General features: G+C 67.0%; 17 protein-coding genes, 1 tRNA gene and 1 pseudogene. 14 read left to right on the top strand and 5 right to left on the bottom strand.

Annotation, left to right across the window (positions count from 1 at the left end; translation table 11 throughout):
* The first annotated feature begins 48 nt into the window (after window positions 1–48).
* From JHW48_RS07780 to JHW48_RS07810, 7 genes are all read left to right on the top strand, one after another.
* Window positions 49–807: a hypothetical protein gene (locus JHW48_RS07780; RefSeq protein ID WP_272835834.1), complete on the top strand. Its 759-nt coding sequence runs from the start codon at window positions 49–51 to the stop codon at window positions 805–807.
* Window positions 783–1,163 (top strand): FliM/FliN family flagellar motor switch protein, encoded by a 381-nt coding sequence (locus tag JHW48_RS07785; RefSeq protein ID WP_272835835.1) that lies wholly within the window; start codon window positions 783–785, stop codon window positions 1,161–1,163. The genes JHW48_RS07780 and JHW48_RS07785 overlap by 25 nt, the downstream gene beginning before the upstream one ends.
* 87 nt (window positions 1,164–1,250) lie before the next feature.
* Window positions 1,251–1,469, top strand: a complete 219-nt coding sequence (gene infA, locus JHW48_RS07790; protein ID WP_010397442.1) for a translation initiation factor IF-1 — start codon at window positions 1,251–1,253, stop codon at window positions 1,467–1,469.
* Window positions 1,453–2,055, top strand: coding sequence for a Maf family protein (locus tag JHW48_RS07795; RefSeq protein ID WP_119887602.1), 603 nt, complete (start codon window positions 1,453–1,455; stop codon window positions 2,053–2,055). Before infA ends, JHW48_RS07795 begins: the two co-directional genes overlap by 17 nt.
* Complete coding sequence (locus JHW48_RS07800) at window positions 2,052–3,104, top strand: ribonuclease E/G (RefSeq protein WP_119887601.1); 1,053 nt, start codon at window positions 2,052–2,054, stop codon at window positions 3,102–3,104. Before JHW48_RS07795 ends, JHW48_RS07800 begins: the two co-directional genes overlap by 4 nt.
* Complete coding sequence (locus tag JHW48_RS07805; protein ID WP_119887600.1) at window positions 3,104–3,292, top strand: DNA gyrase inhibitor YacG; 189 nt, start codon at window positions 3,104–3,106, stop codon at window positions 3,290–3,292. Before JHW48_RS07800 ends, JHW48_RS07805 begins: the two co-directional genes overlap by 1 nt.
* A gap of 66 nt (window positions 3,293–3,358) precedes the next feature.
* Window positions 3,359–3,434: transfer RNA gene (locus JHW48_RS07810), tRNA-Phe, on the top strand.
* A 474-nt stretch (window positions 3,435–3,908) separates the two neighbouring features.
* Here the strand turns inward: JHW48_RS07810 and JHW48_RS07815 are convergent.
* Together JHW48_RS07815 and JHW48_RS07820 are read right to left on the bottom strand one after the other, a co-directional pair.
* Window positions 3,909–4,874, bottom strand: a complete 966-nt coding sequence (locus JHW48_RS07815; RefSeq protein WP_147388148.1) for a hypothetical protein — start codon at window positions 4,872–4,874, stop codon at window positions 3,909–3,911.
* Between the two features lie 128 nt (window positions 4,875–5,002).
* Window positions 5,003–5,137, bottom strand: a complete 135-nt coding sequence (locus JHW48_RS07820; protein ID WP_272835861.1) for a hypothetical protein — start codon at window positions 5,135–5,137, stop codon at window positions 5,003–5,005.
* On the opposite strand from JHW48_RS07820, the pseudogene tnpC reads away from it, so the two are divergent.
* A pseudogene (gene tnpC, locus JHW48_RS07825) lies at window positions 5,100–6,217 on the top strand (IS66 family transposase); the annotation flags it as partial. The gene JHW48_RS07820 and the pseudogene tnpC overlap by 38 nt on opposite strands.
* A 126-nt stretch (window positions 6,218–6,343) precedes the next feature.
* Here the strand turns inward: tnpC and JHW48_RS07830 are convergent.
* The 3 genes from JHW48_RS07830 to JHW48_RS07840 all read right to left on the bottom strand — a co-directional run bounded on the left by JHW48_RS07830 (window position 6,344) and on the right by JHW48_RS07840 (window position 8,205).
* Window positions 6,344–7,387, bottom strand: coding sequence for a YeeE/YedE family protein (locus tag JHW48_RS07830; protein ID WP_119887596.1), 1,044 nt, complete (start codon window positions 7,385–7,387; stop codon window positions 6,344–6,346).
* A gap of 24 nt (window positions 7,388–7,411) precedes the next feature.
* A complete protein-coding gene (locus JHW48_RS07835) occupies window positions 7,412–7,744 on the bottom strand; it encodes an ArsR/SmtB family transcription factor (protein WP_119887595.1) in 333 nt (110 codons plus the stop codon).
* Between the two features lie 83 nt (window positions 7,745–7,827).
* Window positions 7,828–8,205, bottom strand: coding sequence for a thioredoxin family protein (locus tag JHW48_RS07840; RefSeq protein ID WP_240637961.1), 378 nt, complete (start codon window positions 8,203–8,205; stop codon window positions 7,828–7,830).
* 66 nt (window positions 8,206–8,271) lie between these two features.
* On the opposite strand from JHW48_RS07840, the gene JHW48_RS07845 reads away from it, so the two are divergent.
* The 6 genes from JHW48_RS07845 (at window position 8,272) to soxA (ending at window position 11,850) form a co-directional block, all read left to right on the top strand.
* On the top strand, window positions 8,272–9,009 hold the full coding sequence (locus tag JHW48_RS07845; protein WP_272835836.1) for a cytochrome c biogenesis CcdA family protein: 738 nt from the start codon (window positions 8,272–8,274) through the stop codon (window positions 9,007–9,009).
* A gap of 10 nt (window positions 9,010–9,019) precedes the next feature.
* A complete protein-coding gene (locus JHW48_RS07850) occupies window positions 9,020–9,580 on the top strand; it encodes a SoxW family protein (protein WP_119887097.1) in 561 nt (186 codons plus the stop codon).
* A gap of 115 nt (window positions 9,581–9,695) precedes the next feature.
* Window positions 9,696–10,169, top strand: coding sequence for a sulfur oxidation c-type cytochrome SoxX (gene soxX / locus JHW48_RS07855; protein ID WP_119887096.1), 474 nt, complete (start codon window positions 9,696–9,698; stop codon window positions 10,167–10,169).
* Window positions 10,170–10,184: 15 nt separating this feature from the next.
* Window positions 10,185–10,604, top strand: coding sequence for a thiosulfate oxidation carrier protein SoxY (soxY, locus tag JHW48_RS07860; protein WP_119887103.1), 420 nt, complete (start codon window positions 10,185–10,187; stop codon window positions 10,602–10,604).
* Window positions 10,605–10,626: 22 nt separating this feature from the next.
* A complete protein-coding gene (gene soxZ / locus JHW48_RS07865; protein WP_119887095.1) occupies window positions 10,627–10,956 on the top strand; it encodes a thiosulfate oxidation carrier complex protein SoxZ in 330 nt (109 codons plus the stop codon).
* Window positions 10,957–10,995: 39 nt separating this feature from the next.
* Entirely contained in the window at window positions 10,996–11,850 is an 855-nt protein-coding gene (gene soxA / locus JHW48_RS07870; protein WP_119887094.1) for a sulfur oxidation c-type cytochrome SoxA, read from the top strand.
* Window positions 11,851–11,919: the final 69 nt, after the last annotated feature.

An 11,919-nucleotide genomic window follows, 5' to 3' on the forward strand; every position in this document is an offset into this window, starting at 1 on the left:
GCCGTCGGTGCAGATTGAGGCCATGCGACAGCCTGATTCGGACATGACATGACCCAAGCCGACACACCCGACCAAGGTCCCGGCGATCGTGCCACGGGCGTCCTGCGGCGCATGCTGCATCAGCGGGCGCAGGCCAAGGTGGGGCAGGGCGGCGCGCCGCAACTGCCCGCGCCGCCGCCGACCACCCCTGCGCGGGCGGCCGCGACCGCGATCGGGCGGGCGGCGGACAGGCTCTATCAGCTGCCCTTGCGGGCGCTGTCGGTGCGCCCGGGCGCCGTGACCTTGGCCGAACTGCCCGAGATCCTGCCCGAACTGCCCTTGGTCGCGGTGCTGCAGGGGCCGGGCGATCTGCTGGGGGCCATCGTGCTCTGCCCGCAGGCGGTGGCCGCGCTGGTCGAATGGCAGGCCTTGGGGCGGGTGACGAATCGCGGGCTGGAACGGCGGCGCCCGACGCGCAGCGATGCGATGCTCTGCGCCGATTTCATCAATGCCTTCCTGGCCGACCTGCCCGCCGAGATGGAGGGCGTCGAGGGGTTCGAGGCCATCGGCGGCTATCACTTCGTGACCCATCTGGACGATCCGCGCCCGCTGACCCTGATGCTGGAGGACCGGCCCTATCGCAGCCTGGATTTCGACCTGGCCATGGGCACGGGCGAGACGCGCGAAGGCCGCATCCTGCTGGCCCTGCCGCAGCCCGCCCAGGCCAGCCGCCCGCGCCCCGCGGCCCCGGCCATCGCGCCCCCGCCGCCGCCGCCCCCGCCCGCCCCAGCCTGGCCGAGGCGATGCAGCAGGCCCCGGTCGTGGTGACGGGCATCCTCTGCCGTCGCCGCGTGTCCCTGGCGGAACTGCGCGGCCTGCTGGAGGGGCGCAGCCTCAGCCTGCCGCGCAGCAGCCTGACCCAGGCCACGCTGGAGACCGCCTGCGGCCAGGTCATCGCCACCGGCAAGTTCGGCGAGGCCGAAGGATGCCACGCCATCCGCCTGCGCGACCCTGTGGAGGCCCAGTCCCAGTCCCAGTCCCCCGACACCGCCCCCCCGCCGATTTTCGGTGGCGCGCATGCCCCCGTGGACCTGTCCCATCCCGATCCCTTCCGCGCCGATGCGGGCTCATCCGACGTGATCGGCTTTGCGACCGGGACCGCCCTGACGCCGCTGAACGGCTAGGAACGCGCTTTTCCCTTGAATTCCGCGCGTTCCGGCCGCATGTAACGGCGGTCCCGAATCTTGCGGGATGATCATGATGGAGTGACCATGGCCAAGGAAGAAATGCTCGAATTCCCCGGCGTCGTGAAGGAACTCCTGCCCAATGCGACATTCCGGGTCGAGCTTGAAAACGGCCATGAGATCATTGCACATATGGCAGGAAAGATGCGCAAGAACCGCATCCGTGTTCTGGCAGGCGACAAGGTGCAGGTGGAAATGAACACCTATGACCTGACCAAGGGGCGGATCAATTACCGCTTCAAGTAAGGACGCGCCGCGCCTGATCCTGGGGTCGGCCAGCCCGCGACGGCTGGAACTGCTGGCCCAGATCGGGATCGTGCCCTTCGCGCTGCGCCCCGCCGATATCGACGAGACCCCGCGCCGCGCCGAGACGCCGCGCGACTATGTCCGCCGCATGGCCCGCGAAAAGGCCGCCGCGCTGACGCTGTCGCCGGGCGAGGTCGCGCTGACCGCCGACACCACCGTCGCCGTGGGCCGCCGCATCCTGGGCAAGCCCGCCGACCGGGCCGAGGCCGCCGAATTCATGCGCCTGATGTCGGGCCGGCGGCATGTCGTGTTGACCGCCGTGGCGCTGCGCCGCGCCGACGGCCTGTCGGAACGTCTGGTCCAGACTTTGGTCCGCATGCGCCCGATCGACGCCGCCGCGCTGGAGCGCTACCTGGATATCGGCGACTGGCAGGGCAAGGCGGGCGGCTATGCGATCCAGGGGGCGGCCGCGGCCTTCATTCCGTGGATCCAGGGCTCGTTTTCGGCCGTCGTCGGACTGCCCTTGTCCGAGACCGCCGCCATGCTGGCCGCCGCCGGCATCCATCCCGACGGAGAGATCACATGAAGGGACGCCAGGTCATTCTGGGCCAGCTGTTCGGACAGGAGGCCGCCGCCCTGATGCAGGACGGCCAGCTGATCGATCTGATGGTGGCCCCTGACGCCCTGACCCCGCTGGCCCCCGGCGCGATCTGCCGGGCGCGGACCGACCGTTTCATAAAGGGGCAGGGCGGGGTCTTCCTGCGCCTGCCCGACGGCCGGACCGGCTATCTGCGCGACCGCAAGGGCGTGTCCGAGGGCAAGCCGGTCCTGGTCCAGGTCGCGGGTGTCGCCGAGGAGGGCAAGGCGCTTCCCCTGACCACCCGCCTGCTGTTCCGAGGCCGCCACGCGCTGGTGACGCCGGGTGCGCCGGGGGTCAATGTCTCGCGCCGCATCCGCGACGAGGACCGCCGCGCCGCGCTGGCCGATCTGGGCCGACAGGTGCTGGGCCCGCGCGATCACGGCCTGATCCTGCGCAGCGCCGCCGAGGATACCGATGACGACACGATCCGCACCGAGCTACAGGACCTGATCGCCATCGCCGACGGCATCTGCGCCGAGACCTCGGGCGGCCCGGAGCGGCTTCTGGACGCCCCCACCCCGTGGGAGCAGGCCTGGATGGATTGGGCCGATCCCGCCCCCGACGCGATCGAGGAGGGCGATGACAGCTTCGCCCGCTGCGGCGTGCTGGAGGCGGTGGATGCGCTCCTCTCCCCGCGCATCGCGCTGGAGGGGTCGGGCGACGCCCATATCGAACAGACCCGCGCCTTGGTCGCGATCGACGTGAATACCGGGCCCGACAGTTCCATGGCGGCGGGCCTCAAGGCGAATATCGCCTTGGCCCGCGACCTGCCGCGCCAATTGGCCCTGCGGGGTCTGGGCGGGCAGGTGGTGGTCGATTTCGCCCCCATGCCCAAGCGCGACCGTGCCACCCTGGACCAGGTCCTGCAGGCGGCCTTCCGCAATGCGGGCGGCGAGGCGACACTGATCGGCTGGACCGCGATGGGCCTGTTCGAGCTGACCCGCAAGCGCGACCGTTTCCCCCTGACGCGCCTGGCCGCGGCGGAGCATGGCTGATGGCCTGCCCGATCTGTTCCAAGCCGTCGGTGCCGGCCTATCGCCCCTTCTGTTCCAAGCGCTGCGCGGATGTGGACCTGGCGAAATGGCTGCGCGGCGACTATGTCATCCCCGGCGCCCCGCTGGAGGATCTGCCCGGCGATGCCGATGCGAAAAACGCGCCTCCGCGCGATGATTTTCGCGATTAGGCTCTGGACACGGCCAGGCGCGCTCAGTAAACACCCCCTACCCAAGACGGCCCGCCGTCACACGGGGCCCGGATAGCTCAGTTGGTAGAGCAGCGGATTGAAAATCCGCGTGTCGGCGGTTCAAATCCGTCTCCGGGCACCATTATTTTGCGACTACCTTCAAGCAGTTACGAAGTTTTGTCATTGCGGGGATTGGCATCGGTCGATCTTGTCGCGGTTGCCGTGGCACAACGGTGGCACAGGGCGTTTCGCCGTCGCATGAACCCTTCCACAACTATCGCTCACGTATATGTGACTGAGGTCAGGTAGCGGGCAACATCCGATGTAAAATATCTCGTGATTGACCCGTGGGCGTCAGTCAGCTTGAACTTCTTCGGAAAGTTCGGACGTTCGCGGGTCCACCGATCTATTGTTGAGCGACTGACACCAAAGAGGCGCTGAAGGTCTGCGTTAGTGCAGAAATGCTTATCATAGAGCCAACCGGGCAGAAGCTTTTGTTCGTGGTCCATGAAACTCCCCTTTCATAACTTATAGTGTCGAACTGCATCATCACAGGCTGGGGGAAAAATCATCGTCTGCCGGGCGTTCCGGCTCGACGGGGTCGAGATCGAAACCGTCATGGCGCCACGCGTTGCCGCCAATCCGGGCCACCATTGCCGGTCCGTCTGCATCGATCATGAAGCGGATGGCGTAAGGCCGCTGAGATGTCAGACAGCTCGGCAATGAGGGGCGGCGGGGGATGATCAAGCTGGCTGGCTCGCTGATCTGCGTAGTAGTTCCGAAGTCCGACATAGGTGGCGGCCGCCTTTGCGAGGCGAAGCTGACGTTCGGCATGGAGTGGCCCATTTTTGTCGCGCAGGTCATGGATGTCCTGCGGGTCACGAAAGCTGTCGCTGAAGCAAAATCCACCCAGTGGAAGGTGCTTTCGGGTAACGGTATCCTCTATGGTGACACAGTGGGCCGAGACCTCATGAACCACGTAGCCGATATCACCGAGGAGCGGGTGCAGCGCGCAAATGAGATCCCCCCGACCATGCACCTCTCCGCGCTCGGCCGCAGCGATGAGCGGATCGATCAGGCGAAACAGGCTGTGGCCGTCCAGGCCCGCCCGCAGCGCCTCGGCATGTTCCTTGTGCATCCACGAGGGGAGTTTGAAGAGCCTTGTCCTCAGCGGGCTCCGCGGATCGATCAGCTCAAGTCGCTTGATCAGGGCCTCTTGCAGCACGTAACGAAAGACCTCGTAACGCTTTTGCGGGGGGAATGGCGTGAATGATCTGAGATGCCCGTGTCCATTGATCATGGCGCGGGGCAGGAGGAAGTTGATCTCGAGCCGACCCGTATGCGTATGGCAGTTGGCGAAGACTGGTGGACGGCACAGGGTCGGAACACCTGCGTAGGCAGCGTCAAGGATCATCGCGGTGATCAGGCCGGCCTCGCTACGCCAGGCTCCCGCGTTGAAGGCTTCGACATCGACCTCCTCTGCAGCGAACGTCGCGGCGAGAGAGAGATACTTCCGCTTAAAAGGAAGCTGCGCCAGGAACTCAGCTATGTCCGTGGGGTCACCCAGCAGGGTTTCAGGCACTGGCGTCCTGAGAACTGTCGTCTTGCGCCCCGCGAGGTCTTTTAAAACTCCGTGCGCGACCAAATAGTCCACAGCTTTGCGCGGGATGCTATCCTCGCAGTCTCCGGAGTATCGAGCCGTCCCGATAATCATTTCGTCTCGATGATGCGCTGCATCAAAATATGGAGTGCCAGAAGTTCCTCGAAGATATCGTCGGAGAGCGCCTCCTGCTGCATGATCGCTCGGGTCACCGTGCGCCCGAAATATGCCTGCCGGTCCTGCACCGATGGGGTGACCCAAGCCCCTGCGCCCAGCCATCTGATTATGGGTGGCTTGCCGACCGAGGCGACGCTCGCCCATGTGCTGGTCGGCAAGTATGCAGATCATCTACCTTTGTATCGCCAGCGCCAGATCCTGGCGCGGGCGGGTCTTGATCTGCACCGCGCCGTCCTGGCCGATTGGGTGAGCAAGGCCGCGTTCCATCTGAAGCCGGTGGTGGACCGGCTGGCCGAGCATCTGAAACGGTCCGGCAAGCTGTTCATGGACGGAACGACGGCCCCGGTGCCGGACCTGGAACGCGGCAAGACGAAGACCGGCTATCCCTGGGCACTGGCCCGCGATGACCGACCATGGGACGGCGAGGGTCCGCCCGGCGTGGTCTACTTCTACGCTCCGGCTCGTGCGGGTGAGAATGCCGAAACCGTCCTGACAGGCTTCGACGGCATCCTGCAGATCGACGGCTATACCGGCTACAACCGGCTGACCAAACCGATCCGCAAGGGCGGCGCCCCCGTTCGGGTGGCCCATTGCTGGGTGCATGCACGACGCAAGCTGAAAGAAGTCTTCGACCGCAATGGCTCCGACATCGAAGCCGAGGGCCTGCGTCGCATCGCCGAGTTCTATGCTGTCGAGGCCGATATCCGTGGCGTTTCGTCCGGCCAGCGTCTGTCCGCCCGCCAAGCCCGCACCGCACCGCACCGCTGGTCGCGGCCTTCGGTGACTGGCTTCAGGCACAACGCCGCAAGGTATCCAGCAAATCCCGGCTAGGCGAAAAGCTGACCTACATCCATAGTCACTGGGACGGGCTGCAAACCCTTCTGGCTGACGGCCGCGTCGAGATCGACAGCAACCATATTGAAAACCTGATCCGGTCTATCGCCCTCAATCGGAAGAATGCACTCTTCGCCGGTCACGACGAAGCTGGCATCGCTTGGGGCCGCATAGCATCGCTGATCGAGACCTGCAAAATCAACGGTATCGAGCCATTCGCCTACCTTAAGATGACGCTCGCCGTCATTGCGAATGCCCACCCGCAGGCTCACCTCGACGAACTGCTGCCATGGAACTTCAAGCCGTTAAGCTGAGCTGACCGTGCTATTCAGCGACCGCTTACACTCCTCTTTGGGGTCGACCAACTCGTATCGTATATGGCCAATTCGCATAAGATCGCATTCAGCAAAGCCAATTAACGCTTCAGTTGACATACAGTATCAGGCGATGTCCCGCCCGCCGATCAGCTGGCGCAGGCCCAGCCAGCCGCCGATGCAGATGGCGATCAGGGTCACCGGGCCGGACCAGGCCAGCGTGGCGAAGCCGGTCACGCCCTGGCCCACCGAACAGCCCATCGCGACCACGCCGCCCACGCCCATCAGCGCCGCGCCGCCGATCTGGCGGCCCAGCTCGCGCGGGTCGTCGCAGGCCTCCCACCGGAACAATCCGCGGCGGATGGACCCGGCCAGCGCCCCCATCACCACCCCCAGGACCGAGCCCACGGCAAAGGACAGCCCGCCCCCCGAGGCCGTCATCAGATAGATCAGCGTGCGGCCGATCGGCGCGGTGTAGGAGGGGCCCTCGACGCCCACCGGCTCCATCGCGGTGGCGGCCAGCCAGCTGGTGCCGATCAGCGCGCCGGTGACCGACAGGCCCACCGCCACCGACCAGCCGATCGCGCGGGGGCTGGCGCGCAGCTCGGCCGAGGCAAGCGCCCAGGCCAGCAGCGCGCCTGCAAGCAGGATCACCACCACCCCGGGCGGCAGGCCCAGGGCGGCCAGATCGGCCAGCATCCCCTGCGGCCCGGTCGCGTCGCGCTGTGGAAAGATGACGATTCGCAGCGCGGCCAGCGGGCCGGACAGCGCCACGAAGCCCGCGATGCCCATGACCAGCACGATGACTAGCGCGCGCAGATCGCCGCCCCCCATCCGCGCCAGCGCGCCGAAGCCGCAATTCCCGGCCAGCGCCATGCCATAGCCGAAGACCAGCCCGCCCGCAATGGAGGCCAGGGGCTGCCAGGCCACCGTGTGATAGATCGTGCCGCCCAGATCGATCAGCCCGGCCATCGCGCCCAGCTGCACGCCCAGGATCGCGGTGGCCAGCACCACGCCCCACATGCGCGCGCGCCGCTGCTCGCCGCCATAGAGCGCCGATTCCAGCGCGCCGAGCGTGCAGAAATCGCCGAGCCGCGCGGCCAGCCCCAGGACCAGCCCCGCGGCCAGCCCGATCAGCGCGGCCAGGCCGCCCGCCGAGAAATCGTCCAAATTCCGTCCCCCTCCGCCCCGGTTTCAGGCCTGGGACGGCCCTGCATAGATCTGCGCCAGCACGGCCACCAGCCTCTCCACCCGGGGGTCGTGCAGCGAATAGAAGATGGCCTGACCCTCGCGCCGGGCCGAGACCAACCCCTCGTGCCGCAGCCGCGCCAGCTGCTGGCTGACGATAGCCTGCCGCGCCGACAGCAGCTTTTCAAGCTCGGTGACGCTTTTGGGGCCGGTCATCAGGTGGCACAGGATGGTCAGGCGGCCGTCATGGCCAAGCGCCTTCAGCAGGCCCGCGGCCTGTTCGGCCTGCCCGATCAACGGCGCCAGCGCCGCGATGTCGTGTTGGCTGTCCCCTGTCACATCGGCCCCACCGGCCGGTCACCGGCCCGCCCCCTTGTGCCGAACGGGGGCGGAAACGGCAAGGGAAACAGGCGCTTTGCGCCTCAATCCGGGGTCGGGTTCCGCCAGTCGGGATCGCTGCGGTCCAACATTCCGCCAAGAAGGCCCCAGAAGAAATCTTCGCCCGGGTGCCCCTCGATCCGGGCGGCCTCGGACCCGTCGCGCAGCAGGATGAAGGTCGGCGTGAAGACCGCGGGCCGGTCCAGCGTCACGCCTTGGGGCAGGGGCGCGCGCAATTGCTGGCGGATCAGCGGCGCGGCGCGGCCCTCGGGGGTCAGCGGATAGGCGGGGGCGATCTGTGCGTCCCATGCCGCGCAATGGCTGCAGCCGGGCTGTTCGACCATCATCAAGGACAGCTCGGCCCGGGCGGGCAGGGCGGTCATCAGCAGCAGGGCCAGAAGCAGGCACATTGACAGGCTCATCCTTACATAGGAATGTTCTAATATCTTCGGGCCTGTCCCGCAAGGCGGCGTCTTTGGGAGGGGGCAATGCTGGAGATCACCTATTCCGGTGCGGCCCTTGCGGGCCTGCTGTCGTTCTTTTCGCCCTGCATCCTGCCGATGGTGCCGTTCTATCTGTCCTACATGGCGGGGCTATCGGTGCGCGAATTGCAGGGCGGCGGAGGCGTGGCGCCCGGCGCGCGGCGGCGGCTGGTCGTGCAGGCGGTGGCCTTCGCGCTTGGGGTCACGACGATCTTCGTGCTGCTGGGCATGGGCGCCACCACCTTGGGCCGCCAGTTCGCGCAATGGCGCGAGCCCCTGTCCTGGCTGGCGGGGGGCGTGCTGATCCTGTTTGGGCTGCATTTCCTGGGCGTGCTGCGGATCGGGCTGTTCTATCGCGAGGCGCGGATGCAGTCGGGCGCGCCGCCCACGACGCTGGCCGGGGCCTATCTGATGGGGCTGGCCTTCGGCTTCGGCTGGACGCCCTGCGTGGGGCCGGCGCTGGCCGCGATCCTGATGGTGGCGGGGGGGATGGGCGATCCGCTGCAGGGGGGGCTGCTGCTGCTGGTCTATGGGCTGGCGATGACGCTGCCCTTCGTGGTGGCGGCGCTGTTCGCGGGGCCGTTCCTGGGATGGGTTGCGCGGCACCGCGCGCTGATGGGGCGGGTCGAACAGGCGATGGGCGTCTTGCTGATCGTCTTCGGCATCCTGATCGCCACCAATTCCGTCAACCGGATCGCCGACTGGATGATCCGCAATTTCGACTGGTCCGCCACCCTGGCCTGAGGAGGTCCCCATGATCCGTGCCCTTGCCTGCGCCCTGATGCTGTCCATCGCCGCACCCGCCGCCGCCGTCCCCGTGGGCGATGACGGTCTGCACAAGCCCGACTGGCTGGCCGAGACCTTCAAGGACCTGCCCGAGGACCTGGCCGAGGCCAATGCCGAAGGCCGCCGCCTGATGATCCTGATCGAGCAGCGCGACTGCATCTATTGCACGAAGATGCACGAGGAGGTGTTCACCGACCCCCAGATCGCGGCCATCCTGCGCGACGATTTCATGGTGATCCAGATGAACCTCTTCGGCGATGTCGAGGTCACGGATTTCGACGGCACCACCCGGGCGGAAAAGGACATGGCGATCCGGTGGGGCGCGATGTTCACCCCCATGCTGATCTTTCTGCCCGAGGAGGTCGCGTCCGACCAGACCGCCGCCGATGCCGCGATCGCGATGATGCCCGGCGCCTTTGGCCCCGGCACGACGCGGACCATGCTGGAATGGGTGCGCGACCGCGAATACGAGAATGGCGAGCATTTCCAGCGCTTTCTGGCCCGCCAGATGCAGCAGGACGCCCCGTGATGCGACGCTGCGACGCAGAAACGCATTTGAATATTGCAAGATTAATATGTTTCTGGTTGCGCGACTCGCGCCGGGCGTCCTAACCTGATCCCAGGGAGATTGAGGGAGGAACGCGATGTCTCGCCAGCTGCGGCTGGCGCTGGCGATGGTCTGCACCATCGCGGCGCCCGCATGGGCCGAAACGGCCCCGACGGATGTCGTCTTCGACGATGGCGCGGTCCCGCAATCGCTGACCGGAACGCCCGGCGATGCCGATGAGGGCGTGCGCGTCATGACCACCAACGCGCTTGGCAATTGCGTGGCCTGCCACATGATCGGCGCGTTGCCGGATGTCGAATTCCAAGGCAATATCGCCCCGCCCCTGGACGGGGCCGGCGACCGCTGGTCCGAGGCGGAGCTGCGCGGCATCGTCGTCGATGCCAAGATGATGTTTCCCGACAGCTTCATGCCCGGCTTCTACAAGACCGAAGGCTTCATCCGTCCGGGCGACGCCTATACCGGCCGCGCCTCGGAAGGCGCGCCGCCGCCCGTCCTGACCGCGCAGCAGGTCGAGGACGTGGTGGCCTATCTGACGACACTCAAGGACTAGGAGGACCCGATGACGATCCGACTTTCACGCCGCGACGCGCTCTGGCTGGGACTGGGCGGGCTGACCGCCTCGGTCGTGCCGGGCTTCGTCATGGCCGCATCGGTGGACGAACTGACCACCGCCTTCGCCGAAGGGGCGACGCCCACCGATGGCGGCATCACCCTGACCGCCCCCGAGATCGCCGAGAACGGCAACACCGTCCCGGTCGAGGTCGACGCCCCCGGCGCCGTGGCCGTGATGCTGCTGGCGGCGGGCAACCCCGAACCGGCGGTGGCGACCTTCACCTTCGGCCCCGCCGCCGCCCATCAGCGCGCCGCGACCCGCATCCGCCTGGCCGAGACGCAGGACGTGATCGCGCTGGCCCGCATGGCCGACGGATCGGTCCAGCGGGCGCAGACGAACATCAAGGTGACCATCGGCGGCTGCGGCGGCTGAGGCGACAGGAAAGGAACGCGACATGGCAAATGATGCAAAACCCCGCGTGCGGGTCCCCCGCAGCGCCAGCGCCGGCGAGGCCGTCGTCATCAAGGCGCTGATCAGCCACAACATGGAATCCGGCCAGCGCCGCGGCTCCGACGGCGAGCTGATCCCGCGATCGATCATCAACCGGTTCACCTGCGAGTTCAACGGCGCGAATGTGGTAGATGTGGCGATCGACCCGGCGGTGTCCACCAACCCCTATTTCGAATTCGACGCGATGGTCGATGCGGCGGGCGAGTTTACCTTCACCTGGTATGACGATGACGGCAGCGTCTATGAGGACCGCCAGTCCATCGAGATCGCCTGACCCATCGCCACGCCGGCCGCAGATCCAAGGGGGGACCCGATGCGCAGCCTTTGCTTGACCATTGCCGCCGGGCTGATCGCCGCGGCGCCCGCCCTGGCCGACCCGGTCGATGACGATCTGGTGGTCGAGGGCGATGACGGCCCGGTCCAGATCACGACCAGCGCCCCCGCGCCGGATTTCCTGTCCGACCGGATGGGGACGATCTATTCCGGCTGGCTCTATCGCGAGGACGAGACCCGCGACCTGCAGCGCGACGATTTCGACAATCCCGGCCTGCTGTTCGCGGAACGCGGCCGCGACCGCTGGAATGCCGAAATGGGCACGAATGGCGAAAGCTGCGCCAGCTGCCACGAGGATCCCGACAGCCTGACGGGCCTCAAGGCACAGCTGCCCCGCGTGGATGCCCAGACCGGCAAGCTGATGATCCTGGAGGATTACGTGAACGCCTGCGTCACCGAGCGGATGGGGCTGGAGCCTTGGGGCATGACCGGCAACGAGATGAAGGACATGCTGGCCCTGATCTCGCTGCAATCGCGGGGCATGCCGGTGAATGTGGCCATCGACGGCCCCGCCGCGCCCTTCTGGGAACAGGGGCAGGAGATGTATTACACCCGCTTCGGCCAGCTGGAGATGGCCTGCGCCAATTGCCACGAGGACAATCAGGGCCTGATGATCCGCGCCGACCACCTCAGCCAAGGGCAGGTCAACGGATTTCCGACCTATCGCCTGAAGGATGCGGGCCTGGTCACCGCCCAGCAGCGCTTCGTCGGCTGCGTGCGCGACACCCGGGCCGAGACGTTCCGCCCCGGATCGGACGAATTCAAAGCGCTGGAGCTTTACGTCACCTCGCGCGGGAACGGCCTGTCGGTCGAGGGCGTGTCGGTCCGTCACTGACGGGCCCTCAGGAAACAACGGACATGCGACGACCCGCAGGCGGGCGATGGGCGCGTGCAGGAAGGACGG

The organism is Paracoccus aestuarii, assembly GCF_028553885.1.
In the GTDB taxonomy this organism is placed as follows: domain Bacteria; phylum Pseudomonadota; class Alphaproteobacteria; order Rhodobacterales; family Rhodobacteraceae; genus Paracoccus; species Paracoccus aestuarii.